Origin of the sequence: Streptomyces sp. ISL-10 (assembly GCF_018614575.1) — a bacterium.
Lineage (GTDB): Bacteria > Actinomycetota > Actinomycetes > Streptomycetales > Streptomycetaceae > Streptomyces.
This window is the reverse complement of record NZ_JAGGOJ010000031.1, coordinates 53,433-79,970: the sequence shown is the minus strand read 5'-3', so window position 1 is coordinate 79,970 and position 26,538 is coordinate 53,433. Positions and strand designations below refer to the sequence as shown.

Genomic DNA, 26,538 nt, shown 5'->3' with positions numbered 1-26,538 from the left:
TGCCGGGCGGTAAGGGTGTCGCGGTGATCCCGACCCAGGAGACGTTCCCTGTCGGCCAGAACCCGCTCACGCAGATCGAGGGCCTCCAGGTTGCGCCCAACAGACCTGTAGGAGACGGCGAGGTTTTGCCGGGCGGTAAGGGTGTCGGGGTGATCCGGGCCCAGGAGACGTTCCCTGTCGGCCAGAACCCGCTCTTCTAGTTCGAGGGCCTCCTCGTTGCGGCCGGCGTCACTGTAGGAGACGGCGAGGTTTTGCCGGGCGGTAAGGGTGTCGGGGTGATCCGGGCCCAGGAGACGTTCCCTGTCGGCCAGAACCCCCTCTTCTAGTTCGAGGGCCTCCAGGTTGCGCCCGGCGTCACCATAGGAGACAGCGAGGTAGCTGCGGGCGGAGAGGGTGTCGGGGTGGTCCGGGCCCAGGATGTCGCAGCTCTGCTGAGCAGTCTTCTGGTCGTATGCCAGAGCCTGCTCGTAGAGGCCTACTGCCGTGAGGCTAGCGCTGACCTTGTAAATACACCCGTGAGCTGCAGGCTTCCACAACCATGGATGAGTGTGGTGATCCAGCAGCATGGCGTTCACGCGCAGGGCCGCGGAGAGGTCTCGGTCGTTGTGATCGAGGTCGGGCCAGAGACTGAGGATCGCGTCAGCCGCGGTATGGGCAATCGCTGGCAGTACCTGTACAGGGAGTGTCTCGCGTATGGCCCGGGCAGTCAGGGCGTGGACGCGGATCGGCGCCTGGGCGGTGTCCTGTGAGATGAGAGCGTAGGTACGCAGGCAGTCCAGCGCGGCGTGGATTTCCTCCTCGGTGACGGCCGGCCGTCGTCTGCGCAGCCAGCGCCGGCGGGCGGGGCGTGAGGTCCGCAGATATTTCCTCACGGGAGGAGTGGTCCACAGATCGGCAGGGTGGCCGAGAGGGTCCATGAGGGCGATGAGTTCCAGCAGAGGGCGGGCGAGACTGGTGGTGTCGGCAGTCTGCACGGCGCTCAGGGAGATCAGGAGAGCAGTGGTGACGGGCCGTCCGTAGCCCTCGGTGTCGGCGTTCGGCGGCAGAAGATCGTTCAGCTTGTTGCCCGTGTCGCGGAAGCGTCGAAGGTAGTCGCCGATGCCGCACCTTTTGTTGATCATGTAGGCGGCTGCGTGCCCGAGCGCCAGCGGCAGATGGCCGAGTTCCTCGGCGAGCTGACTGGCCTCATCGGAGTCGTAGAGGTGCGGGTGTCCTGCATCGGTGAGACGACGGCGGATATAGGCGCGGGCTTCGTCTGACGTGTACATGTCTAAGCGGATTAGCTTGCGGCCTTGGCCGCTGAGCAGGGCGTCAGTGCGCCGGGTGGTGGCCAGGACCCAACCGTTGCGGTGACTTCCGTCGGGCCACAAGGCATCTACGGCTGCCGGATCGGTGATGTCGTCCAGCACGATCAGCCAACGCCGTTCGGTGGTGGGCAACCATGCCAAGAACGCTTGCGCCGCCGCGACGAGATCCCCGGAGGTGCCGTCCGGAAGGCCGAGTCGCTCGGCGGCATCGGCATAGGCTGTGATGATCTGGTCGGGCTCGGTCGCATTTGCCCACACCAGGAGATCCAGATTGCCTTCCTCCGACCGCGCTTGGTCGCGCAATTCACGTGCCAGTGCAGCGGCGAGCTGGCTCTTGCCAACCCCTCCGTCGCCCGCCAGGACCTGTGAGAGCACCACGCTGCCACCCTCGGCGCGGGCCTGAGCGATGTCCTCGCGGGCCATGGCGCGCGGCTGAAAAGCCGCAGCGAGCTTCGGGACAGCGCCCACCCATACCGGCCACTCGACCCCTTGCCTAGGGGGCGATGCATGAAAGTGCGTGCCTCCGGCGAACTGATTGATGTCGCCCTTGGTACGGGCACTCTGCTGCGTTCGGTGCTGTGCCGGGTGCTCTTTCACCGCTGCGCCCCCGGTCAGGTTCGGTCGCCGCCGACCTGGTCTACATCACCACTACCGCGCGCCCTTTGCCGGATCTTCTCTCGCAAAAGACTGCGGGTACGCGGAAGAGCACTCTGGTTCCCTGCCGTCTGTTTGATGTTGCGCCCGCGTGCCGACTGCGATACTCGCCGGGTCGGCCCACTGCTGACGGCGGCACCAGCCTGAGCAGCCCACCAGCCAAGAGCAGCGAGAACACCAGCCGCAACCACACCTGCGACGGGACCGATCACCTCCCACGGATCCTTCCCATCGGACAGCGTGGCCCAGGGAACCGCGACAACGAAGAACGCCAGGACCGAAGCAGTCACCGCCATGATCCACCGCACCACGACCGGCATCTCGACCCCCGCCCTTGCCAACACCATGCGATCCACAACATGTTGGCACGGAACAACACGCTGTCACGCAGACAATGAAGAATCGGCGCAGACATGCGGCCAGCACCATCCGACAGGTCGGTGGAGCGGCTTTGGGCGGGAGCTGCCATGGGGCGAGAGATCGGGGCCCGTAAGCTTGCCGCGACTCGGGCAGTCTCTGGACCTGCCCGCTAAAGCCCGATGTGGGCCCCGATCTTCGAGGCTCGCCCCATGGTGGCTGCCTAAAGCCGTGGAGCCGACCGCCCCAGTTGCTCTAACAGGTTGGTGTCCGCGCTCGGTGCGCCGCCGCCCGGCCGGGGGCAGCCCGGCGAAGACAGGGGCTGCCCCCGAGCCGGGGGCAGCGGCGCGCCGCGCTTGCGCGGCGCCTTGAGTAAGTGAAGAGGGTTTGGACCGATCCCCGCCTGTCAGCTGTGGACGGCGCGGAGTGCGCGGGGGCTTTCGGCGGTGATGCGGTAGGAAAGCTGAGCTTGGCTGCCGCTGGCTCGAGTAAGTGAAGAGGGTTTGGACCGATCCCCGCCTGTCAGCTGTGGACGGCGCGGAGTGCGCGGGGGCTTTCGGCGGTGATGCGGTAGGAAAGCTGAGCTTGGCTGCCGCTGGCTCGCAGTTCTTCGAGGATGAGGGGCTGGTGGTCGGTGCCGTGGGTGACGCGCATCGTGTGGATGACCGGTGTGGCGTCGGGGAGCTCCAGGGCGTTGCGCTCGTCGGCCTGGGGCATGCGGGCGCGTACGGTCTCGGACCAGGTGAGTTTGTGTCCGCCCGCGGTGAGAGCGGTGTAAATCTCCTCCAGCGCGGTGTCCGGGGCGTCGGCGAGGGAGGGCACATTCTCGGCGGTGGCGAAGGGAATCAGCACACGGTGCAGTGCCCGGGCTCCGGTCGCCGGATCGATCAGGACGCGGTCGACGCCGAAGAGTGCTTCGCCCTCGCTGATTTCGAGCAGTGGGCCTGTCGTGTTGGTGGTTTCGGTCCGGTAGACGGTCGGTTCGTGCGGCTGTTCCCATGAGGTGTGACCGGGAGTGAAGGTCTTCCCGGCGCGGGTGATCGTCCGCTCGATCGTCAGCGGCGGCGTGGGCATGCCCTTCACGAAGCTGCCCTTGCCGTGACGTACCTCGATGAGCCCTTCGGATCGAAGCGCTGCGATCGCGTTGCGCACGGTTGGCCGGCTGACTTCGTAGCGCTCGATGAGCTGTGCCTCTGAGGGGAGCGGGGTGCCGGGCGGGAATTCGCCGTCTGCGATGCCCTGCCTGATGGCGGCGGCGACCTGTTGGTACAGCGGTCCGGGGCGCTCGATGCCTGCCATGTCTGTGGCCTCCGCTCATGGGCGCGCTGGTGCGGGCGGATGACGCCCGTCGTGTTACGTCACTCGTCAGCATAAGTGCTTGCCTTCTGGCGTCAAGGCAGGGCATCGTTGTCACTCGTCAGTACGAGTGACGTCAGGTAGAGGCTGGCGTCTGGACGGCCAGGGAGGCCGACTACCCATGCAGTCCATACCTGTGGACACATCCCGGCTCGGCGTACTGCGGTGCGCTGTGGGGCCGGAAGCGAAGGTCAGCAACTTCGAGACGAAGGAGGTGAAGAAGGACCGAGACGGCAACACGATCTACACCGTGGGCGTCATGGTCCGTCAGGAGGGGCGCCGGGTGTCAGTGATCGAGATTTCGGTGACCGGGGAGCCCAAGGGCGTCACCGAGGGCACCGAGGTCAGGGTCACGGGCCTGGAGGCATTCGCCTGGGCGATGGGCGACCGGCACGGGATCAGCTTCCGTGCCGCTGCCATCACCCCCATAACCGGCTCTGCCAGTAAGGCGGGTGGAGTGTGATGGGCCCGGTCCTGCTCGCGTTCGCTCTCGCCGCACTGGCCTGGTTACTGGTTGCCGGGTCCGCGCTGAGGGAGCGGCATCCCGTGTGGTTCTGGTATCTGACGGGCTACCCGGTCACCGCGGTGCGGGTGCTGGTCACCTGGCGCAGGGTCGCGCAGTTCAACGGTCTCACCGTCACACGTAAACCTTCCCGCCGGATTGTGGGTGACCTGGAGGTACGGGGCGAGCCGGTGCGCCCCCGGGCCCCGCGCATCTCCTTCCCGCGCGCCACACCAACGGGCCTGTCCCTGGTGGTGCGGCTCCATCCGGGCCAGACGCCGGGCCCATTCATCGCAGCGGCCGACGCGATCATGCACGCCTGGCGTGTGCACGGGGTGCGGGTGACCTCACCGGAGCGGGGAACCGTGCTGATCACGGCTACTGCCCGGGACCCGCTGGAGCGGCCCGGCCTGGCGTCAGCCTCCGTGGGGCTGCTGTGTGCGCTGGTCGGGGTGCTGGAGTCTGGCGGAGCATGGGTGATGGACCTCCGGCAGATTCCCCACTGGCTGATCACCGGGGCTACCCAGTCGGGCAAATCCACTCTCCTTGCCCGTCTCGTATGCCAACTCGCCCCGCAACCGGTCGCCCTGGTCGGCATCGACTGCAAGGGCGGCATGGAACTCGGTCTGTTCGGCGATCGCCTCACCGCGCTGACCACCAGCCGGCGAGAGGCGGCGGCCGTACTCGGCGCGCTCGTGGTCGAGATACAGGACCGGATGCGCGCCTGCCGTGCGGCTGGGGCCCGCTCGATCTGGGACCTTCCCCACCACCTGCGCCCGGTGCCCATCGTGGTCATCATCGATGAGCTCGCCGAGCTCTACCTGACGGACGGCACCCGCCAGGGCAAGGCGGAAGCCGAGCAGTGCTCCACCTACCTCCTGCGCCTCGGGCAGCTTGGCGCGGCCCTCGGTGTGCACCTGGTGGTCGCCGGGCAGCGCGTCGGCTCCGACCTCGGGCCCGGTGTGACCGCCCTGCGCGCTCAGCTGGCCGGACGGATCTGCCACCGCGTCAACGACCCCGACACAGCCGAGATGACCCTGGGCGACCTCAACAAGGACGCCGTAGCCGTCGCCCAGTCCATCACCTCCCAGGAGAAGGGCGTGGCCGTGTGCACCGGGACGGAAGGCGGCTGGGACCGGGCCCGCTCCCACCTCACCACGACCGAGGAGGCACGCAAGACCGCCTCCGCCTACGCGGGCATGACGCCCGAACTGCCCGGCGTGAACAAGGCGCTGAAAGCCACCGCAGGGAGTGAGATCCATGAGTGAGGAAGCCTCGATTCCCTTCGCCCTGGTCTTCGGGATCATCACCGTCCTCTTGGTGCGCTCCCGGGATGTGAAGGCGTGGGAAGCCGTGATGATCGGCCTGTTCGGGCTCTACCTCGGACAGACCCCGGTGATCTTCACCGTGGACGGCATCGTCACTTGGTTCCTTTCCGGATTCACCCATACCTGACAGGGAGCCGTATGCCGATGCGTCGTGTGCGCTGCCCCGTCTGCAAGGGCGAGCGCTACCGCAAGACCCGCACCGGACACCGGCGGCGATGCCGCTGCTGCCGGGGCACCGGAACCACCCGCTGACTTGACCAACCGACCCACCGACCAAGGGAGTGCTCGCCATGGACCCAGCCCACCCACCATCCGTCCGTGCCGCTTCGGCGGCCCATCAAGGGAGGTCCCCACCATTACCGCCGAGACCACTTCGGCTGACAGGCGCGCCGTGCTCGACCGCGCGGCGCGTCTGCGTCAGCTCACCGAAGTCGACCAAGACGCCATCCGCCTGGCCCAGCAACCCCAGTTCGCCCGTTGGCTGGAGCAGATCACCGCGACCGGCGGCTGCGCCCATCCCATCCACCTCACCGGCGCAACGACTGTCCGCGACACCTACAGCGGCGAGATCCTGTACCACTACGACACCACCATGGAGCCGGGCGAACGGCTCCTCGTCCGCTGCCGCAACCGGCGCGCCACCGTCTGTCCGCCCTGCTCGCGCCTCCACGCCGGAGACACCTTTCACCTGGTGCGCGCCGGACTCCTCGGCGGCAAGAGCGTCCCCACCGACGTACGCCAACACCCCCGGCTCTTCGTCACCCTCACTGCCCCAGGCTTCGGCCCCGTGCACCACCTCACCACCGGCACAGAACGCTGCCGCCCCCGCCGGGACGCGGGGCACTGCGAGCATGGCCGGTCTCTCAGCTGTTTCGCCCGTCACACGGCCACAAACCGGCTCGTCGGCCAGCCGCTATGTCCCGACTGCTACGACTACGCGGGACACGTCCTGTGGCACGCCCACACAGGCGAACTATGGGCACGCTTCACCCGCAGCGTGCGCCGCGCCCTCGCCTCGGCTGCCGGGATCGCACAGTCCCGCTTCCCTGACCACGCCCGACTCTCCTTCGCCAAAGTTGCCGAATACCAACGACGCGCGGCCATCCACATTCACGCCGTCGTGCGCATCGACGGCCCGAACGGCCCCCACGACCCGCCCCTGCCCTGGGCAACCGCCGACGCGCTCACCGCCGCCATACGCACTGCCGCTCGCGCGGTCACCGTCCACACCCCATACAGTCCGGCCACCGGGGAACACACCCTGCGCTGGGGGGCCCAACTCGACGCCCGGCCACTCCGTGCCTTCGGCGACGATGACGGACTCGCCGATGACGCGGTCGCCGCCTATGTAGCCAAGTACGTCACCAAAGGAGCGGCCGACACAGCCGCCGGCACCGACCACCGACTGACCTCCGCCGACGAGATAGAAACCGCGCCGGTCTCCCCGCACCTGCGAACCCTCATGCGCGCCTGCTGGCGACTCGGCGGCCTACCGGAGTTCGAGTCCCTGCGGCTACGGGCCTGGGCACACACCCTCGGCTACCGCGGCCACATCCTCACCAAATCCCGCGCCTACTCCACCACCTACTCCACCCTGCGCGCCGAACGCGCCGGCCACGAACGCACTACCGCCGGAGCCGACCTCCCCGACAGCCCCGACACAATCACCGAGGCTCGCTGGCGCTACATGGACTCCGGCCACACGCCTGGGGCTGCCCTCATCGCCGCAGGGATCGCCGAAGACCTCACACGTAACCGGGAGATCGCCCGTGAAGAGATCAGCCAGCGGGCGGCACACTGATGGCGCGGCAGGATCCTGAGAAGTGGCGACGCGCCGTTGAACGAGAAGCGGCGAAGATCCCCAAACGCATCGGGCCGAAGAGCGCTGCCCGCCTGGCGCGGCTCCTCGGCTCCGGTCCGGTTGATCGTTAGGGGAGCGGGTTCGGCTTGACCTCGACGCGGTCTGTATCGAACCCTCGGCCTCTGGTCTTGGGAGGGTGCACGATGACGGCGGAGAAGAGGAATCGATAGATCGCATTCATGCGGGCGTAGTTCTCACTCCTCTCCAGCTCCGTCCAGTTCGCCTCGGCATCCGGGCCTGCGATGCCTTCGAGCACAGCCACTGGCCGCTGCACGGTCCTGCGCTGGCGCTCCTTGATCCTCTTGAGGATGACGGCGCGCATCGACTGGTACTCGCTCGTAGAGAGATCGTCGCTGAGCCAGAGTTGATTCAACTCCCTGAGCTTCTTCTGGTCTTTCTCTTCGGCCTGCACGTCGGATTCCGGACGCACCGTGCTTACGAGCGGGCGGCCGGACACATCGATCACCGCAAGCCCCTTGACCGCGACCTCTCGCACGAACCTCTCCAGCGGCCCGGCAGACACGGAACGACCGCACTTCTGCTCACCGTTAAGCGCCGCTCGGGTGCACCGGTAGTACGCGTACCTGCCGCCGTTCGTGCCAGCCATGCGCATACCGCAAGCGCAGGTGGCCACTCCTCGCAGGAGTTAGTAGCGATCAGGCCGCTTGCGCTGCTGCCCGATGCGCGCGGCCCGGTGCTTTCGGTGCTGCTGCACTTCGTCCCACTGCCCGCGATCGATGATGGCGGGCCATGCGCCCGGCCCGATCTCCTCGCCCTGATGGACACGGATACCGGCGACGTAGTTGGAGGACAGTAGGTGTCGTACGTTCTCCGCCTCCCAGTGCTTCCCTTTGGACGTCGGGATCTTGCGAGAGTGGAGGTCTTGAGCGATCGAAATGGGTGACTCACCGTCCAGGTACCGGCGGTAGACCTCCCGCACGATCTCGGCTTCCTCCTCGACGATCGCGTGCCCACTCTTGGTGTAGCCGTACGGGCGATTGCCGATGTGCGGAGTGCCCGCCTTGGCCATGTCCTTGAATGCGTCCTTCAGCCGTCGCGACGTGTCATCGGACGAGCGGCACGCGTGCGCGACCTCAATGCGCAAGATGAAACGGTCGTCCGGGTCCGACAGGTCGCGACGGTTGGCCTCGCCGTGCAACAAGACGCGTTTGTCCTCGGCTATGGACAGGAGCTCTTCAAGGTCCTTCGGTTGCCGCATGAGCCGGTCCGGGTGATAAACGATCACGTGGCGGATGGCTCCCTCGCTCATTGTCTTGAGCATCTCGTCCCAGCCTGGACGCTTGCGGTTGCGCTGCCAGGCTGAACGGTTGTTGTCCACGTAGACGTGTTCCGGCGCGATGCGTAATTGCAGTCGCTCCGCGATCTCCCGGCAGATGCGCTCCTGTCGGTCCACGCCTGTTTGGTCGTCGTCCTTCACGTGCGAGATTCGGCAGTAGATGGCCGCGTCGTCGCCGGGCGTCACGCTCGCCTTGCTCTTAGATCGGCTCATGACAAATACGGTATGAGCCAGGTATGACAGATGACTCCCGCAGGGCCGCGATCGGTGCCAGTGGGGCGTGGGTCTGGGCCCACAGAACCAGGCCGTACGCGGCGATGGACATCGCCGCGCCCAGCAGTCCGCGTCCCGCGTACGGCTTCAGCTGGGCCGGCAGGGCGCCCCGGCGGGTGCACACGGCGTAGGCGGGGACCAGGAGGCCTTCGAGGATCATCAGCCAGGCGATGTAGCCGATCGGGGTGCCCGACGCGCGCACGCCCACGCCGTCCACCACCGTGTACGCGGCGATCGACAGCCCGGTCGCGAGCGCGGCCAGGATCGCCGCCCAGTGCGGGCGCGCGCCCGAGCCCCTGATGCCCCACAGCGCGACACCGATCAGACCCGCCGACGCGACCGCCACCCCGGCGAGCTGCCAGCCGCCGATCCGTTCGCCCACGAACAGCGCCGCGGCCACCGTCACCACCAGCGGTGCCGTACCGCGCGCGATCGGATACATCTGGCCGAAGTCGCCGAGGCTGAACGACCGCATCAGCAGCGCCTGGTAGCCGACGTGCAGCAGCACGGAGGCGATGAGGTACGGCCAGGCGCCGGACGCGGGCAGCGGTGCGAAGCACGCCATTACCGCGCCGATGACGGCGGCACCACCCGCGATCAGGGTGAACGCGACCACCTGGTCCTTGATCCCGTGCGCCAGGGCGTTCCAGCCGGCGTGGGTGACCGCCGCCGCGAGCACCGCGGCGGCGACGAGGACCGTCACGCGGGGCGCTCTCGGACGTCCACCACCGTGCCGCCCGCGTGGGCGATCAGCGTCTTCGGGTCGAGCGGGAAGACGGCGTGCGGAGTACAGGCCGCCGCCCACACCATGGCGTGGTCGAGCAGCCCCCGGTCCGCCGGCACCCTCGTGCGGGTGCGGTGCCGGAACGGCGGTACGCCCCCGATCGCGTACCCGGTCGTCTCCCGCACCAGGTCGGCGTCGGCGCGCTCCACCGACTCGGCGCCCGGCTCCGCGCGCACCCGCTCGACGTCCACCCGGGAGGAGCCGTCCATCAGCCCCAGCACCGGCACCCCGTCCGCCTCGAAGATCAGAGACTTGACGATCTCGCTCACGTCACAGCCGATGGCCTCGGTCGCCTGGGCGGCGCTGCGCGTGGCGTCCGGGAAGCGGCGTACGGGGACATCGAGGCCGAGTTCGCGCAGGGCCTCGGCGAATCGGGGGTGGGCGTCTGAGGTGTCCTGAGAGCTCATGGCCCGCACGCTAGCGGCAGCTGTACGGGCCATGCGACCGCGCTCATGTTCAGCGCGCGTTCAGGACCTGGGCGACCACTCGTCCCGCCGCGTCGCCGCCGTGCCCGCCGGAGTCGACGACGGCCGCGGCGGCGAGGTCGCCGGCGTACCCGGTGAACCAGGCGTTGGAGTCGCCCTGCCCGTCGACCTCGGCCGATCCGGTCTTCGCGCCCTTGCTGCCGGAGACCGAGGCCATGGCGCGCGCAGCCGTGCCCTCGCCCGTGGCGGCGGCACTCATCAACTGCCGCAGGGTCTGCGCCATGCCCGCCGGAAGCGGCTGCGCGGTGGCCGGCTCACGGCCGTCGAGCGCCAGCGGGACGATCACCGGCTGCCGGAAGGCCCCGCCCTTCACGGTGGCGGCGAGGGACGCGACGTTGAGGGCGTTCATCTGGATCTTCCCCTGGCCTATGTACGAGGCGGCGGTCTCCGCGCCCGCCGACGCGGGTACGGCGCCGTCCCAGGTCTGCACGCCGGTCTGCCACTCCGCGCCGATGCCGAAGTACTTCAGGGCCGTCTCGCCCAGTGCCGAACCCGCGCCCTGCCCCAGCGGCTTGACGGGTTTGATGAAAGTGGTGTTGCAGGAGCGGGCGAAGGCGCGCTGGAGCGTGGTGGTCCCGAGCGAGAAGTCCTCGAGGTTGTGGAACTCGCGCTCCCAGGTGACCGTCGCCGGACATTCGACGGACGAGCCCGGACCGTTCACCAGCCCCTTGTCCAGCATCATCGCCGCCGTCACGATCTTCATCGTCGAGCCCGGCGCCTGGGCGCCCCCGAGCGCGGTGTCGAAGCCGTCCGCAGGGTTGTTGGCGACCGCCCGGATCCGGCCGGTGCTCGGCTCGACCGCGACGACGGAAGCCCTGCCGTACGCCTTGACCGCCTTTTCGGCGGCCGCCTGCACTCCCGCGTCCAGATACGTCCGCAGCGTGCCCTCCTTCCCCTCGGTGAGGGTGAGCAGGGTGCTGTCGGGCACGTTCGGGTCCTCGGAGGTGACCACCAGCTCGACGCCCGCCGTGCCGCCCGCCTTCGCGCCGTACTTCTTGCGCAGCTCGTCGAGGACCGTGCCGAGCGAGGGGTACTTCTCCTTCGTCAGCTCGACGCCGTCCTTGTCGACCGCCTTGATCGGCGGGGCGGACGCCTCCTGCGTCACCAGCGAGGCGCCCTTGGTGAGCTCGGGGTGCACCACGGAGGGCTGCCAGTCCACCAGCGGCCGGCCGGTGGTAAGCCCGCGGACGACGGTCAGCTCGGAGGAGTACGACCAGGGTTTGGACACCCCGTCGTGCTCCACCGTCGCCTCGACCGTGAACGGCACCTTCGTCCCGACCGCCGCGCCGGCCTCGATCACGGCCTCGGTGACATGGGCGTCCTCGCTGTAGCCGGTGAGTAACGGCTCCGCCTCGGCGGCGTTGTTGGTCAGCTGGGCGGCGGTCGGCCCGTCGCCCGCGGCCCACGCGGCGAGGAAGTCCTTCGCGGTCTTCTCGACATCCTCGGCGCCGGGCGGCCCGGTCTCCTTGGGCGCGGACCGGGTGGTGACGCCGTCGTCGGTGCCGCTGCCGGTCAGCCCGTTGTACAGATTCCATCCCCCGTAGCCGACACCCGTAGCCACGACGGCGAACACGCCGCCGATGACGGCGACCTTCGCTCCACTGCGCATGACCGCAGCCCCCTCCCCAGAGTGCACGTCCTGAACATGTTCAAGATCGCGAGTCAGGGGCCACTTTACGGGACGGGAGCGACGGGGGAGGGGGTTGTTATGGGACCGCGACGCCGGGGGCCGGGCCCATCAGTTCTGCCCACCCGACCGTGCCGGGCCCGACGCTCCGGATCGACGCGCTGCCGCGGGAGCGGGATGGCCGGTTTGCAGCGCCCACCGGCTTCGACCCGCGTACGCTCGCCACCCCGTACCGCTGGTTCCGCATCTCCCGCGCCGCATCCAGGCCCAGCGCGGGGCTGCCCTGCCGCGATCTGATGCGAGACGGCCGCTGGCTGGTCCGACGCCGCGCCGTCCACGACGCGTGGCCGGAGCCGGGGGGGCTCCACGGGCCGAAGCGAAAGAGAACCGGACGTACGCTCGAAGCCGGTCAGATCGAGCCAGGCGACGCCGACGGGGACCGCGAAGGCGGCCCCGCCCGACAGATGGAGACACGATGAGCATGGCCCCGAGGACGGACACGCAGTCGCCTGCGCCGCACGCTGCCGACAGCCACGATCTGATCCGCGTACACGGCGCGCGCGTGAACAACCTCAAGGACGTCAGCGTCGAACTCCCGAAGCGCCGGCTGACGGTGTTCACCGGCGTTTCCGGCTCGGGCAAGAGCTCGCTGGTGTTCGACACGATCGCCGCGGAGTCGCAGCGGCTGATCAACGAGACCTACAGCGCCTTCGTACAGGGTTTCATGCCGACGCTGGCGCGGCCCGACGTCGACGTACTCGACGGGCTGACGACCGCGATCATCGTCGACCAGCAGCGGATCGGTGCCGACCCCCGCTCCACGGTCGGCACCGTCACCGACGTCAACGCGATGCTGCGCATCCTCTTCAGCCGGCTCGGGCAGCCGCACATCGGCTCGCCCGGCGCGTACTCCTTCAACGTCCCCTCCGTCCGGGCGAGCGGTGCGATCACCGTCGAGCGCGGTGCCAAGACGGCCGTGAAAGCCACCTACACCCGCACCGGCGGCATGTGTACCCGCTGCGAAGGCCGGGGCGCGGTCTCCGACATCGACCGCACCCAGCTCTACGACGACTCCAAGTCGATTGCCGAAGGGGCGTTCACCATCCCCGGCTGGAAGTCGGACAGCTTCTGGACCGTGCGGGTCTACGCCGAGTCGGGCTTCCTCGACCCGAACAAGCCGATCCGCGAGTTCACCGAGAAGGAGATGCAGGACTTCCTCCACCGGGAGCCGACCAAGGTCAAGGTCGAGGGCGTGACCCTCACCTACGAGGGGCTGATACCCAAGGTCCAGAAGTCCTTCCTCGCCAAGGACCGGGAGGCGATGCAGCCGCACATCCGCGCGTTCGTGGACCGGGCGGTCACCTTCACCACCTGCCCCGAGTGCGACGGCACCCGGCTCAGCGAGGGGGCCCGGTCGTCGAAGATCAAGGGCATCAGCATCGCCGACGCCTGCGCGATGCAGATCAGTGACCTGGCCGACTGGGTCCGCGGCCTCGACGAGCCGTCGGTGGCGCCGCTGCTCACCGCGCTGCAGCAGACCCTCGACTCGTTCACGGAGATCGGCCTCGGCTATCTCTCGCTCGACCGGCCGTCGGGCACGCTGTCGGGCGGCGAGGCGCAGCGCGTCAAGATGATCCGCCACCTCGGCTCCTCGCTCACCGACACCACCTACGTCTTCGACGAGCCCACCATCGGGCTGCACCCGCACGACATCCAGCGGATGAACGACCTGCTGCTGCGGCTGCGGGACAAGGGCAACACAGTGCTCGTCGTGGAGCACAAGCCCGAGACGATCGCGATCGCCGACCACGTCGTCGACCTCGGCCCCGGCGCCGGCACGGCGGGCGGCACCGTCTGCTTCGAGGGCACCGTCGAGGGGCTGCGGGCCGGCGGCACCATCACCGGCCGCCATTTCGACGACCGGGCCGCCCTCAAAGAGACGGTGCGCAAGCCCACCGGCACGTTGGAGATCCGCGGCGCGACGGCGAACAACCTGCAGGGCGTCGACGTCGACGTCCCGCTGGGGGTGCTTGTCGTCGTCACCGGCGTCGCCGGTTCCGGCAAGAGCTCGCTCGTGCACGGGTCGCTGTGTCGACAGCGGGACGCCGCCGACGCGGGCGTGGTGTCGATCGACCAGGGCGCGATCCGCGGCTCCAGGCGGAGCAACCCGGCGACGTACACCGGACTGCTCGACCCGATCCGCAAGGCGTTCGCGAAGGCCAACGGCGTGAAGCCGGCGCTGTTCAGCGCCAACTCCGAGGGCGCCTGCCCCACCTGCAACGGCGCGGGCGTCATCTACACCGACCTGGCGATGATGGCCGGCGTCGCCACCACCTGCGAGGAGTGCGAGGGGAAGCGGTTCCAGGCATCGGTGCTGGAGTACCACCTCGGCGGCCGCGACATCAGCGAGGTGCTCGCGATGTCGGTGGCCGAGGCCGAGGAGTTCTTCGGCGCAGGCGAGGCGCGCACGCCGGCCGCGCACCGCATCCTCGACCGGCTCGCCGACGTCGGGCTCGGCTATCTCAGCCTCGGCCAGCCGCTCACCACGCTGTCCGGCGGCGAGCGGCAGCGGCTCAAGCTGGCGACCCACATGGCCGAGAAGGGCGGCGTCTACGTACTCGACGAGCCGACCACCGGCCTTCACCTCGCCGACGTCGAGCAGCTGCTCGGCCTGCTCGACCGGCTCGTCGACTCCGGCAAGTCGGTCATCGTCGTCGAGCACCATCAGGCGGTCATGGCGCACGCCGACTGGATCATCGACCTCGGCCCCGGCGCCGGCCACGACGGCGGCCGGATCGTCTTCGAAGGCACCCCCACCGACCTCGTCGCCGCCCGCACCACCCTCACCGGCGAGCACCTCGCGGCCTACGTCGGCACGTGACCGAGGCCCTCTCTGGCTCTGTTCATGAGAACGGACACCGGTCGCCGCGTCGCTCACTGGCTCACACAGAGCCATCGCCAGCGGCCCTGCGGGCCGTCCGTGGGCCGCCGAACGGCGCCCCAGGAGCCTGCCGACCAACATCGACGACCAAGACGGGCCCGGCACCGAGAGGTGCCGGGCCCGTCGTCGTCGCTGCTACACCCACGTGCCCAGCCACATCCGCCCGTGCCAGTCCTCCATGGGGATCGGGGTGCCCGTGTAGATCGGCCAGAAGTAGATGAAGTTCCACACGATCAGCAGCACCAGCACGCCCGCCCCGATCGCGCCCACCGCGCGGCGGCGTTCGTCCGTGCCCGGCGGTCCCAGCATCGCGCCGATCATCATCGCCACCGCCAGGCACAGGAAGGGCACGAACACGACCGCGTAGAACAGGAAGATCGTCCGCTCCTGGTACAGCAGCCACGGGGCCCAGCCCGCCAGGAACGCGCACAGGATCGCGCCCGCGCGCCAGTCGCGGCGGAAGAGCCAGCGCCACACGACGTAGCAGAGTGCGAAGCACGCCGCCCACCACAGCAGCGGCGTGCCCAGCGCCAGGACCTCGCTCGCGCACTTGTCGGCCGTGCCCTCGGGGCAGCCGCGCATGCCGGCGGGCGGGTCCTCGTAGTAGTACGAGACCGGGCGGCCGAGCACCAGCCAGCTCCACGGGTTCGACTGGTAGGTGTGGCCGGAGGTCAGGTCGATGTGGAAGTCGAACACCTGGTTCTCGTAGTGCCAGAAGCTGCGCCACCAGTCCGGGAACAGCCAGCCCCAGCTGCTCTCCCGGCCGTCCCCGGTGCTCGCCCAGTTCCGGTGGTAGCCCTTGTCGGTGACCAGCCACCCCGTCCACGACGCCATGTACGTGGCCAGCGCGACCGGCACCGTCGAGACGAACGCCGGGACCAGGTCCTTCTTCAGCACCGCCGCGTACGGCCGCACCGCGCCCGCCGTGCGTCGTGCGCCCACGTCCCACAGCACGCTCATCACACAGAACGCGGCCATGATGTACAGGCCGTTCCACTTGGTGCCCGCCGCCAGGCCCAGCATCACGCCCGCCGTCAGCCGCCACGGGCGCAGGCCCAGGCGCAGCGTCTCGGCGACCTGGGCGTCCGGGCGCAGCACTCCGTCCGCGTCCTGCGGGAGCGCGGCGGCGAGCCTGCGCCGTGACCGGTCGCGGTCCAGGAGCAGCGCGCCGAACGCCGCGAGCACGAAGAACATCAGCACCAGGTCCAGCAGCGCCGTGCGGCTCATCACGAAGTGCAGCCCGTCCACGGCGAGGAGCAGACCCGCCAGGCAGCCGAGGAATGTCGACCGGAAGAGCCGCCGGCCGATCCGGCACAGCATCAGCACCGACAGGGTGCCGAGCACGGCGACCATGAAGCGCCAGCCGAAGGGCGTGAAGTCGAACATCTTCTCGCCGAGCCCGATGACCCACTTGCCGACCGGCGGATGCACCACATATCCGGGGTCGTCGGGAATCGGGACGGCCGACCCGTCCTTGAGGATCGTCTTGTCGATGTCCTTGGGCCAGCTCGCCTCGTAGCCCTGGTTGACGAGCGCCCAGGCGTCCTTGGCGTAGTACGTCTCGTCGAATATCACCGCATGCGGCGTGCCGAGGTTCCAGAACCGCAGCAGGCCCGCCAGCAGCGCCACCAGGATCGGGCCGGCCCAGGCGGCGATCATCAGCAGCGGTCCCACGTCGCCCGGCCGGATGCCGAGCACTGCCCACAGCCGTCCCGAGGGGCGGGTGTACGGCGGCACCAGGCGTTCGCGCAGGCCGATCACGGGCCGGGGCGTGTAGCCGAAACGGCGCAGCCGCTGCTGCCAGCCGGGTGGCGGCTGGCCGGCGTCCTTGCCCTCGAGGGTCTGTGGCGCGGTACTGGTCACCGCGCCATCGTAGGGAACCCGGCTGTGCGAGTGGTGCCTGCCGTCCTGGGAGGATGGCTTTGTGACTGGAACGCTGGTACTCGCAGGGACCCCCATCGGTGACGTGGCGGACGCGCCGCCGCGGCTCGCCGCCGAACTGGCGGGCGCCGACATCGTCGCCGCGGAGGACACGCGGCGGCTGCGCCGCCTCACCCAGGCCCTCGGTGTGCACACGCAGGGGCGCGTCGTCTCCTACTTCGAGGGCAACGAGTCCGCGCGCACCCCCGAGCTGGTCGAGGCTCTCGTGGGCGGCGCGCGGGTGCTGCTGGTCACCGACGCGGGCATGCCGTCCGTGTCCGACCCGGGCTACCGGCTGGTCGCCGCTGCCGTCGAGCAGGACATCAAGGTCACCGCCGTGCCGGGGCCATCGGCGGTCCTCACCGCGCTCGCGCTGTCGGGGCTGCCGGTCGACCGGTTCTGTTTCGAGGGCTTCCTGCCGCGCAAGGCGGGTGAGCGCCTCGGCCGGCTGCGTGAGGTCGCGGCCGAGCGGCGCACCCTCGTCTACTTCGAGGCCCCCCACCGCCTCGACGACACGCTCGCCGCGATGGCCGAGGTCTTCGGCGCCGACCGGCGTGCGGCGGTCTGCCGCGAGCTGACCAAGACGTACGAGGAGGTCAAGCGCGGCGGCCTCGGCGAGCTGGCCGCCTGGGCGGCCGAAGGTGTGCGCGGAGAGATCACCGTCGTCGTCGAGGGCGCTCCGGAGGCCGGGCCCGCCGAGCTCGACGCCGGGGAGCTGGTGCGCAGGGTGCAGGTGCGCGAGGAGGCGGGAGAGCGGCGCAAGGAGGCGATCGCCGCGGTGGCGGCCGAGGCGGGTCTGCCCAAGCGCGAGGTGTTCGATGCCGTCGTCGCGGCAAAGAATGCGGCTCGACCGGCTTCTTGAGAGGGTAAAGGGATATCGTAAAAGGCAAAGCGCAGACCGTGTCCTGCCTCGTTGTGCATGGAAATACCAAAGCCCGCACCATTTGTCGACAGGCGCTGATGCGCTCCCGCCGGAAGAGGCGTCCACTGGACCAGTGGAAAGGAGCTGGCATGAGTGAGATCACGGGCACCGCCAAGGTCCACGAGGCGTACGCCTTTGCCTGCATGCGTTGCGGGTACGGCTGGGAGCAGTCGTACGAGATCGAGCACCACGTCGACAACACCGGCCAGGGATTCGTCGTCTACAAGGCGGACGGGCAGCGGGTTCCCTCGCCGCTGTCGAGCCCGACCTGTGTCAACTGCGGAGGACACGTCGTACGGATCATGCAGGCCGGCCAGGTCTCGTCCGCCCACGGACCGGAGCACGAGCGGCAGGGCGGGGCCCACGTCGTCAGGACGCCCGTCTCGATCACCGGACCCTTCCCCGGCTGGGACGTCCCCCGTGCGCACGCGGACACGCCCGTGAAGGAGACCTCCGAGGCCGGGTCGACGAAGGCAGACGCACAGGCCGACGCACCGGCAGCCGAATCTCACCACCGCTGGCACCCCTCCCGTCTCCTGCACCCGTTCCACCACCGCAAGTGAGCCGCCACCGCATGTGAGCCCGCGGGCGGGCGCCTCGTAGGATCGCGCCCATGAGCTCGAAGTCCGCACCGCCGCCGCTCCCCGAACCGCTCGGGGTGGCGGTCGCCGATTCGCACACGCACCTGGACATGCAGGACGGCACCGTCGAGGAGGCCCTCGCCAGGGCCGCCGCGGTGGGCGTGACGACCGTGGTCCAGGTGGGCTGCGACATCAAGGGGTCGCGCTGGGCCGCGGAGACCGCCGCCGCGCACCGGGAGGTCCACGCCGCGGTCGCGCTGCACCCCAACGAGGCGCCGCGGATCGTCCTCGGCGACCCTGCAGGCTGGTCCCGGCAGGGGGCCCGCGAGGCAGGCGGGGACGCCGCGCTCGACGACGCGCTCGCCGAGATCGACCGGCTCGCCGCCCTGGACGAGGTGAAGGCCGTCGGCGAGACCGGCCTCGACTACTTCCGTACGGGCCCCGAGGGCATGGCCGCCCAGGAACGCTCCTTCCGCGCCCATATCGAGATCGCGAAACGGCACGACAAGGCCCTCGTCATTCACGATCGCGAGGCCCACGCGGATGTGCTGCGCATTCTCGCCGAGGAGGGCGCGCCCGAACGCACCGTGTTCCACTGCTATTCGGGTGACGCGGAAATGGCGGAAGTCTGCGCCGCCGCGGGCTACTTCATGTCCTTCGCCGGCAATGTGACCTTCAAGAACGCCCAACCGCTCCGCGACGCGCTCGCCGTGGCACCCGCCGAACTCGTCCTGGTCGAGACGGACGCGCCGTTCCTCACCCCGGCTCCGTACCGCGGACGGCCCAACGCGCCCTACCTCATTCCCCTCACCCTGCGGGCGATGGCCGCGGTCAAGGGACTCGACGAGGACACGCTGGCCTCGGCGATCGCCGCGAACACCGCGCGCGCATTCGGCTACTGACCGGATCGGGCGCACCTGAGTTTTCTCACGACTGTGTGTGTTCGCGCTGCTTTGGAGAGTGACGAACGCTCCGATACTGTCCGTTGCCACGTGTCGGGCCGGACCCCATGGAGCGTCGTGAGCAATGCGCAGGGCAGTCACCGTGCCGCACGCGGCGGCCGTGGAGCGTTCCGTCGGAAGGAGGCACCCGCCGCGTGGGACGCCGTGCAGGCCGGGCCGCCCCTGACGGGCCAGGTGAGGAAGGTGGGCCAGGCGGCCGCCTGCCCGCAGGGCGCGTACGACAGCGCCCATGCGCCGACCGCTGTCGATGTCCGGCTCGCGGACGCCTACGCGCCGACCGCTGTCGATGTCCGGCTCGCGGACGCCTACGCGCCGACCGCTGTCGATGTCCGGCTCGCGGACGCTTATGCGCCGACCGCCGTCGATGTCCGGCTCGCGGACGCTTATGCGCCGACCGCTGTCGACGTCCGGCTCGCGGCCGCCTACGCGCCGACCCTGCCGTACCTGGACCTCGGCGCCGCCGGCGCGGAGCCGCCCGTGCTGCCGCGCCGGTCCCCGGCGGCGGAGCCGCCGCGCGATGCTCCCGCCGCCGGCGGACGCGTACCCGGTACCGGCGGTCGCGGGCGGCGGCGGCGCCCCGCCGAGCGGCCCGACACCCTGCGCCGGCTCGTCCCGCAGGCTCTCGTCGTCGCCTTCCTCGCCGGCGGGACGTCCGCCTTCGTCGCCGCGGACAAGTCCGTACGGCTGACCGTCGACGGCGTACCCAGCAAGCTGCACACCTTCGCCGACGACGTCCACGAACTCCTGCACGACGAAGGCCTTGCCGTGGGACCGCACGACATCGTCGCCCCCGGCCCGCGCGCGGACCTCGACCACGGCGACGAGGTCTTCGTCCGTTACGGCCGTCCCCTCGTCCTCAGCCTCGACGGCCACCGCCGCACCGTGTGGACCACCGCCCGCACGGTCGAGGAGGCGCTGCGCCAGCTCGGTGTCCGGGCGGCGGGCGCGTTCGTGTCCGTCTCGCGCTCCTCGGCGGTTCCACGCTCCGGGCTCGCACTCGACGTGCGCACCGAGCGGTCCGTGACCTTCATGGCCGACGGGCGCGAGCACCGCATCCGCACCAACGCGGCGACCGTGCGCGAGGCGCTCGCCCAGGCCGGCATCGAACTGCGCGCCCAGGACACCACGTCCGTACCGCCCGAGAGCTTTCCGCGCGACGGCCAGACCATCACCGTCATGCGCATCACCGGGACCCGCAAGGTGGGCGAGGAGCCCATCCCGTACACGGTCGAAAGGGCCCGCGACCCGTCCCTGTTCACCGGGACCGAGGTCGTCGTCCGGCAGGGCGCGCCGGGCGTGCGCCGGATCACCTACGCGCTGCGCAGCGTCAACGGCGTACGCCAGAAGCCGCGCAAGCTCTCGGACGAGGTCGTGCGCGAGCCGGTCACCGAGCGGGTCCGGGTCGGCACCCGGCAGTTCCCCTCGTCCGTGGGCGGCGCCGACGGCCTGGACTGGGACGCCCTGGCCCACTGCGAGTCGGGCGGCCGGCCCGGCGCGGTCGACCCGTCGGGGAACTACGGCGGGCTGTACCAGTTCGACACCGGGACCTGGCGCTCACTGGGCGGCAGCGGACGCCCACAGGACGCCTCTCCCGAAGAGCAGACGTACCGGGCGAAGAAGCTGTATGTGCAACGGGGGGCGAGTCCGTGGCCGCACTGCGGCCGTAGGCTGTATCGGTGAGCACCACTGATCCCGACGCACTCCTCGGCCCCGCCGACATCCGCGAACTGGCCGCCGCGCTGGGCGTACGCCCCACCAAGCAGCGCGGCCAGAACTTCGTCATCGACGCCAACACGGTCCGCCGGATCGTGCGCACGGCCGCGGTCGAGCCCGACGACGTGGTCGTCGAGGTGGGCCCCGGGCTCGGGTCGCTGACCCTGGGGCTGCTGGAGGCCGCGGACCGGGTCGTCGCCGTCGAGATCGACGACGTGCTCGCCGGGGCCCTGCCGACGACGATCGCCGCCCGGCTGCCCGAGAAGGCGTCGCGCTTCTCGCTCGTCCACTCCGACGCCATGCACATCCAGGAGCTGCCCGGGCCGCCGCCCACCGCGCTCGTCGCGAACCTGCCGTACAACGTCGCCGTCCCGGTCCTGCTGCACATGCTGGAGCGCTTCCCGACGATCGAACGCACCCTGGTCATGGTCCAGGCGGAGGTCGCCGACCGGCTCGCCGCCCGCCCGGGGAACAAGGTGTACGGCGTCCCGTCCGTCAAGGCCAACTGGTACGCCGAGGTCAAGCGGGCCGGCGCGATCGGCCGCAATGTCTTCTGGCCCGCCCCCAACGTGGACTCCGGCCTCGTGTCGCTGGTGCGCCGCAAGGAGCCGCTCGCCACGACGGCCTCCCGGCAGGAGGTCTTCGCGGTCGTCGACGCGGCCTTCGCGCAGCGCCGCAAGACCCTGCGGGCCGCGCTCGCGGGCTGGGCCGGATCACCCGCCGCCGCGGAGGCGGCGCTGGTGGCGGCCGGAGTCTCGCCGCAGGCGCGCGGCGAGGCGCTGACGGTGGAGGAGTTCGCGCGGATCGCGGAGGCGAAGCAGTGAGCGTGACCGTACGGGTGCCGGCGAAGGTCAACGTCCAGCTGGCGGTCGGCGGGGTGCGCCCCGACGGCTTCCACGACCTCGCCAACGTGTTCCTCGCGGTGGGCCTGTACGACGAGGTGACCGTCCGCCCGGCCCCCTCGCTGACGATCACCTGCACCGGCCCCGGCTCCGACCAGGTCCCCCTGGACCGTACGAACCTGGCGGCCCGCGCGGCCGAGCTCCTGGCCGCCCGCCACGGGATCTCGCCCGACGTGCACATCCACATCGCCAAGGACATCCCGGTCGCCGGCGGCATGGCGGGTGGCAGCGCGGACGGCGCGGGCGCGCTGCTGGCGTGCGACGTGCTGTGGGGACTTGGCTCGTCGAGGGACGAACTGCTCTCCATCTGCGCCGAGTTGGGCTCCGACGTGCCGTTCAGTTTGGTGGGCGGGGCAGCGCTCGGCACCGGCCGCGGCGAGCAGCTCACGGAGCTGGAGGTCCGCGGGACGTTCCACTGGGTGTTCGCGATGGCGGACGGCGGGCTGTCGACGCCGGTGGTGTTCGGGGAGTTCGACCGCCTGAACGCGGGTGTCGCCGTGCCCGATCCCGTCGCCTCGCCCGCGCTGTCGGCCGCCCTGCGCACGGGCGACGCGGCGGCGCTCGCGGACGCGCTCGTCAACGACCTCCAGCCCGCGGCGCTCTCCCTGCGCCCATCGCTCGCGGCGACGCTGTCGACAGGCATGTCGGCGGGCGCGCTGGCGTCGCTGGTGTCGGGCTCGGGCCCGACGACGGCGTTCCTGACGAAGGACGAGGACGCGGCGGAGGCGGTGGCATCGGCGCTGATGTCGTCGGGCACGTGCCGCGCGGCCCGGGTGGCGACGGGTCCTGCGGCGGGGGCGACGGTGGTCGCGGCCTGAGGGTCGGCCGCGCGACCGTGGTTGCGGCCTGAGGGTCGGCCGCTGCAGGGGGCCGTTTCCCTGCCCCGCTCTTTCCCGTGACGGGGGCTCCTTCCCCTGCGCCCTGCGGGCATGGCGGAACCCGCCGAACCCGTGCGCCTCACACTCCCCTACGGCCGGCGGCCGGGGGATTGGTCCCCCGGCCGGAGGCCAGGGGAGTGCGAGGACACCGCCCGGAGGGTGATACGGGTGTGGGGCGAAGCCCCGGTGGCGCCCCCTGGCTTCGCCGGGGCCCCTCGGCCGCCAGGCCGTACGGCGGCGGGGACGCTGATCGGGGCCGGCCTCGGCAGTGGGCCCGTTCGCGCGCATCCACGTTGTGCAGGCCTGCCGCCCGAACGCGGGCGGGCACTGCGCCCGGCCGGGCGGTGGTCGGGCCTCTGATCAGCGTCTGGCGAGAGCACCCCCTCGGGCCCGGTGACACCACCGCAGGCCATCCCTTCGGCGAGGGCAACAGTCATGCCGGGCCCGGATGACGGGGCAAGCCCGCCGCAGGCGGCCCCCGTACTCACGCCCGACTGAGTACGAGCGCCCTACCGTGCGGCGCGGCCCCGGCGGCACCGTGACCTGCATGGCCACAGACCTCCGCGTGCTCGCAGAGCGCACCCCCGTCACCCGTGACCGCTACGTCGACCTCCTGCGCGTCGCCTCGCTCGGCGTCGTCGTCGGGGGGCACTGGCTCATGGCCGCCGTCACCGACGACGGCGTCGGGAATCTGCTCGCCGTCGTGCCCCGGCTGCAGGTGCTGACCTGGCTCCTCCAGGTCATGCCCGTGTTCTTCTTCGTCGGCGGGTTCTCGCACGCGCTGTCGTACCGGTCGCTGCGGCGGCGGCACCCGGACCGGTCCGTGTACTCCGTCTTCCTGCGCGGGCGCCTGCGGCGGCTGCTGCGGCCCACCATGGCCTTCGTCCTCGTCTGGGGCGCCGCCGCGCTCGTCGTGCAGCTGTTCGGCGGAGGCGGTGGCATGACGGGCGTCGCGCTGCGGCTCGTCGCACAGCCGCTGTGGTTCATCGGGATCTACCTCGCCATGGTCGCGTTCACCCCACCGCTGCTCAGGTTGCACGAGCGATGGGGATGGGGCGCCTTCGGGGCGCTCGCCGGGGCCGCGGCCGCCGTGGATGTGCTGCGGTTCGCCGCGGACGTGCCCTTCGTCGAGTTCCTGAACTTCGCCTTCGTCTGGCTCGCCGTCCATCAGCTCGGCTTCCTGCGGGCCGACGGCCGCCTCCGCGCGCCCGCCGCGCTCGCGGCCGCCGGTCTCGCCGGGGCCGCGGCGCTCGTCGCTCTGGGGCCGTATCCGCTCTCCATGGTCGGCATGCCCGGCGAGAAGGTCTCGAACATGGCTCCGCCCACCCTCGCCCTGCTGTGCCACGGGCTCTGGCTGGTCGGTGCCGTCGAGCTGCTGAAGGGGCCGGGTGCCCGCCTGCTGCGGCGTCCTCGCGTCTGGCGGGGTGTGGTCGCCGCGAACGGGATCGCCATGACCGCGTTCCTGTGGCATCTGACCGCCATGCTCGGCGTGTACGCGGCGACGACGGCCGCGGGCCTGGAGCCGACGGAGCCCGCGACCGCCGCCTGGTGGGCGGAGGTCCCGTTCCGGATCGCCGCGGCCGTCGTCGTGACCGCCCTGCTCGTGGCCCTCTTCCGCGGCTTCGAGAGGCCGGGGCCGGCCGCCGCTGCACCGGTTCCGGGCACCGGTCCGATCGCCGCCACGGGGATCGCGCTGTGCCTGTTCGGCATCCTCGGCCTGTCCATGGTCGGCTTCGGCGGACTGCTGGAGGGACGGACCGCGGTGCTGGTCGCCGTGCCGGTCAGCGCGCCCGCGGCCGTCGCCATGGCGCTCGGCGGCTGGCTGCTGGTGGAAAGGGCCGGGCGGGGCAGCCGCCTGTGACAAGTAGGCTGGGGGGTCGATCGTTCCCCCTGGCAGGAGAGAAATGGCCGTCAACCTCGTCAATGTCGAGGCAGTCAGCAAGGTGTACGGCACTCGTGCCCTGCTCGACTCCGTCTCCCTCGGCGTGTCCGAGGGGGACCGCATCGGCGTCGTCGGCCGCAACGGCGACGGCAAGACCACCCTCATCCGCCTGCTCGCCAAGCTGGAGGAGCCCGACACCGGACGGGTCACCCAGAGCGGCGGGCTGCGCATCGGCGTGCTCACCCAGCACGACTCGCTCGACCCCGAGGCCACCATCCGGCACGAGGTCATCGGCGACCTGGCCGACCACGAGTGGGCCGGGAACGCCAAGATCCGCGACGTGCTGACGGGGCTGTTCGACGGGCTCGACCTGTCCGGGTTCCCGCAGGGCCTCGACACCGTGATCGGGCCACTGTCCGGCGGCGAGCGCCGCCGTATCGCCCTCGCCAAGCTGCTCATCGCCGATCAGGACCTGATCGTGCTCGACGAGCCCACCAACCACCTCGATGTGGAGGGCATTGCCTGGCTGGCGAAGCATCTGCAGGCGCGCCGCTCGGCGCTCGTCTGCGTGACGCACGACCGCTGGTTCCTCGACCAGGTCTGCACCCGCATGTGGGATGTGCAGCGCGGCGCGGTGTACGAGTACGAGGGCGGCTACAGCGACTACGTCTTCGCCCGGGCCGAGCGCGAGCGCATCGCCGCGACCGAGGAGGTCAAGCGGCAGAACCTGATGCGCAAGGAGCTGGCCTGGCTGCGGCGCGGCGCCCCCGCCCGTACGTCCAAGCCGCGTTACCGCATCGAGGCCGCCAACGAGCTGATCGCCGACGTGCCGCCGCCGCGCGACACCTCCGAGCTGATGAAGTTCGCCGGCGCCCGGCTCGGCAAGACGGTCTTCGACCTGGACGACGTGACCGTCCAGGCCGGGCCCAAGGTGCTGGTGAAGCATCTGACCTGGCAGCTCGGCCCCGGCGACCGCATCGGCCTGGTCGGTGTCAACGGCGCGGGCAAGACCTCGCTGCTGCGCACGCTCTCCGAAGCCGCCCGTACGCAGGGCGAGAAGCAGCCCGCGGCCGGCCGCGTCGTTGTCGGCAAGACCGTGCGGCTCGCCTACCTGTCGCAGGACGTCACCGAACTTCCCCCGGCGCTGCGGGTGCTGGAGTCGGTGCAGCAGATCCGCGACCGGGTCGACCTCGGCAAGGGCCGGGAGATGACCGCCGGCCAGCTGTGCGAGCAGTTCGGCTTCGGCAAGGAGAAGCAGTGGACGCCGGTCGGTGATCTGTCCGGTGGCGAGCGGCGCCGCCTTCAGCTGCTGCGTCTGCTGATGGACGAGCCGAACGTCCTCTTCCTCGACGAGCCCACGAACGACCTCGACATCGAGACGCTGACCCAGCTGGAGGACGTGCTCGACGGCTGGCCGGGTTCGATGGTGGTCATCTCCCACGACCGGTTCTTCCTGGAGCGGACGACGGACCGCACGTACGCACTGCTCGGCGACGGCGCGCTGCGGATGCTCCCGCGTGGGATCGACGAGTACCTGGAGCGCCGGGCGCGCATGGTCGAGGCGTCCGCGCCCGTGCCGCCGCCCGCCCCGGCGACGGCCGCGGGCAAGGAGAAGTCGGCCGCGGACGCGCGTGTGGCGAAGAAGGAGCTGCAGCGGATCGAGCGGCAGCTCGACAAGATCTCCGACAAGGAGACCAAGCTGCACGCCCAAATCGCCGACAATGCGACAGACTTCGAGAAAGTGGCGAAGCTGGACGCCGAGTTGCGTGAACTGGCGGGTGAGCGGGACGAGTTGGAGATGCGCTGGCTCGAGCTGGCGGAAGACGCCTAGGGGTCACCACCCGTAGAGAAGCCGTGGAAACCGCGTAACAACAGCATCACGGGCCGGTCCTCCCTTGGGAACAGGGGTGGACCGAGCCCGTTCCGCGTTCGGCGTGGGTGATACAAAGAAGCGCGCTCGACTGAGTTCGACCGAATGCAATACGACGGAAAACGTCCGATCAACT

The 26,538-nt window shown here is 70.4% G+C and carries 20 protein-coding genes and 1 pseudogene; 13 read left to right on the top strand and 8 right to left on the bottom strand.

Going from position 1 to position 26,538, the window contains the following annotated elements; translation table 11 throughout:
* The coding region (locus J7E88_RS29185; RefSeq protein ID WP_215186356.1) for a tetratricopeptide repeat protein at nt 1–1,730 on the bottom strand (1,730 nt) is incomplete at its 3' end.
* A gap of 1,110 nt (nt 1,731–2,840) precedes the next feature.
* Nucleotides 2,841–3,617: a GntR family transcriptional regulator gene (locus J7E88_RS29180; protein ID WP_215186354.1), complete on the bottom strand. Its 777-nt coding sequence runs from the start codon at nt 3,615–3,617 to the stop codon at nt 2,841–2,843.
* 178 nt (nt 3,618–3,795) lie between these two features.
* Between J7E88_RS29180 and J7E88_RS29175 the strand changes: the two genes are divergently transcribed.
* From J7E88_RS29175 to J7E88_RS29160, 4 genes are all read left to right on the top strand, one after another.
* Nucleotides 3,796–4,137, top strand: a complete 342-nt coding sequence (locus J7E88_RS29175; protein WP_215186352.1) for a hypothetical protein — start codon at nt 3,796–3,798, stop codon at nt 4,135–4,137.
* Nucleotides 4,137–5,444 (top strand): FtsK/SpoIIIE domain-containing protein, encoded by a 1,308-nt coding sequence (locus tag J7E88_RS29170; RefSeq protein ID WP_215186366.1) that lies wholly within the window; start codon nt 4,137–4,139, stop codon nt 5,442–5,444. The genes J7E88_RS29175 and J7E88_RS29170 overlap by 1 nt, the downstream gene beginning before the upstream one ends.
* The gene (locus J7E88_RS29165) at nt 5,437–5,631 is read left to right on the top strand and encodes a hypothetical protein (protein ID WP_215186350.1); all 195 of its coding nucleotides are present in this window, start codon (nt 5,437–5,439) and stop codon (nt 5,629–5,631) included. The genes J7E88_RS29170 and J7E88_RS29165 overlap by 8 nt, the downstream gene beginning before the upstream one ends.
* A 264-nt stretch (nt 5,632–5,895) precedes the next feature.
* Nucleotides 5,896–7,305, top strand: a complete 1,410-nt coding sequence (locus J7E88_RS29160) for a replication initiator (RefSeq protein ID WP_215186348.1) — start codon at nt 5,896–5,898, stop codon at nt 7,303–7,305.
* Between the two features lie 127 nt (nt 7,306–7,432).
* Here J7E88_RS29160 and J7E88_RS36355 read toward each other — a convergent pair whose 3' ends face one another.
* From J7E88_RS36355 to J7E88_RS29140, 5 genes and pseudogenes are all read right to left on the bottom strand, one after another.
* Nucleotides 7,433–7,999 (bottom strand): zinc ribbon domain-containing protein, encoded by a 567-nt coding sequence (locus tag J7E88_RS36355; RefSeq protein WP_308307647.1) that lies wholly within the window; start codon nt 7,997–7,999, stop codon nt 7,433–7,435.
* Between the two features lie 12 nt (nt 8,000–8,011).
* Nucleotides 8,012–8,875: a recombinase family protein gene (locus J7E88_RS36350; RefSeq protein ID WP_251023376.1), complete on the bottom strand. Its 864-nt coding sequence runs from the start codon at nt 8,873–8,875 to the stop codon at nt 8,012–8,014.
* Between the two features lie 13 nt (nt 8,876–8,888).
* Nucleotides 8,889–9,638 (bottom strand): annotated as a pseudogene (locus J7E88_RS29150) (EamA family transporter); the annotation flags it as partial.
* Nucleotides 9,635–10,126, bottom strand: coding sequence for a YbaK/EbsC family protein (locus J7E88_RS29145; protein WP_215186346.1), 492 nt, complete (start codon nt 10,124–10,126; stop codon nt 9,635–9,637). The pseudogene J7E88_RS29150 and the gene J7E88_RS29145, both read right to left, overlap by 4 nt.
* Before the next feature lie 49 nt (nt 10,127–10,175).
* A complete protein-coding gene (locus J7E88_RS29140; protein ID WP_215186344.1) occupies nt 10,176–11,813 on the bottom strand; it encodes a penicillin-binding transpeptidase domain-containing protein in 1,638 nt (545 codons plus the stop codon).
* 493 nt (nt 11,814–12,306) lie between these two features.
* Here J7E88_RS29140 and J7E88_RS29135 point away from each other — a divergent pair, with 493 nt between their 5' ends.
* Nucleotides 12,307–14,712, top strand: coding sequence for an ATP-binding cassette domain-containing protein (locus J7E88_RS29135; protein WP_374196336.1), 2,406 nt, complete (start codon nt 12,307–12,309; stop codon nt 14,710–14,712).
* 195 nt (nt 14,713–14,907) lie between these two features.
* On the opposite strand, the gene J7E88_RS29130 is transcribed toward J7E88_RS29135, so the two are convergent.
* Nucleotides 14,908–16,635 carry a dolichyl-phosphate-mannose--protein mannosyltransferase gene (locus J7E88_RS29130; protein ID WP_215186342.1) on the bottom strand — a complete coding sequence of 576 codons (1,728 nt, stop codon included), beginning with the start codon at nt 16,633–16,635 and terminating at the stop codon, nt 14,908–14,910.
* Nucleotides 16,636–16,696: 61 nt separating this feature from the next.
* On the opposite strand from J7E88_RS29130, the gene rsmI reads away from it, so the two are divergent.
* The 8 genes from rsmI (at nt 16,697) to J7E88_RS29090 (ending at nt 26,363) form a co-directional block, all read left to right on the top strand.
* Nucleotides 16,697–17,554 (top strand): 16S rRNA (cytidine(1402)-2'-O)-methyltransferase, encoded by an 858-nt coding sequence (gene rsmI, locus J7E88_RS29125; RefSeq protein ID WP_215186340.1) that lies wholly within the window; start codon nt 16,697–16,699, stop codon nt 17,552–17,554.
* 149 nt (nt 17,555–17,703) lie between these two features.
* Entirely contained in the window at nt 17,704–18,177 is a 474-nt protein-coding gene (locus J7E88_RS29120) for a hypothetical protein (protein WP_215186338.1), read from the top strand.
* A 50-nt stretch (nt 18,178–18,227) separates the two neighbouring features.
* Nucleotides 18,228–19,097 carry a TatD family hydrolase gene (locus J7E88_RS29115; RefSeq protein WP_215186336.1) on the top strand — a complete coding sequence of 290 codons (870 nt, stop codon included), beginning with the start codon at nt 18,228–18,230 and terminating at the stop codon, nt 19,095–19,097.
* Between the two features lie 495 nt (nt 19,098–19,592).
* Entirely contained in the window at nt 19,593–20,837 is a 1,245-nt protein-coding gene (locus J7E88_RS29110) for a resuscitation-promoting factor (protein ID WP_215186362.1), read from the top strand.
* Entirely contained in the window at nt 20,834–21,694 is an 861-nt protein-coding gene (gene rsmA, locus J7E88_RS29105; protein ID WP_215186334.1) for a 16S rRNA (adenine(1518)-N(6)/adenine(1519)-N(6))-dimethyltransferase RsmA, read from the top strand. Before J7E88_RS29110 ends, rsmA begins: the two co-directional genes overlap by 4 nt.
* Complete coding sequence (locus tag J7E88_RS29100) at nt 21,691–22,590, top strand: 4-(cytidine 5'-diphospho)-2-C-methyl-D-erythritol kinase (RefSeq protein ID WP_215186332.1); 900 nt, start codon at nt 21,691–21,693, stop codon at nt 22,588–22,590. Before rsmA ends, J7E88_RS29100 begins: the two co-directional genes overlap by 4 nt.
* A 607-nt stretch (nt 22,591–23,197) precedes the next feature.
* Nucleotides 23,198–24,511 (top strand): acyltransferase, encoded by a 1,314-nt coding sequence (locus J7E88_RS29095; RefSeq protein WP_215186330.1) that lies wholly within the window; start codon nt 23,198–23,200, stop codon nt 24,509–24,511.
* Between the two features lie 43 nt (nt 24,512–24,554).
* Nucleotides 24,555–26,363, top strand: a complete 1,809-nt coding sequence (locus tag J7E88_RS29090) for an ABC-F family ATP-binding cassette domain-containing protein (RefSeq protein ID WP_215186329.1) — start codon at nt 24,555–24,557, stop codon at nt 26,361–26,363.
* Nucleotides 26,364–26,538 lie beyond the last annotated feature (175 nt).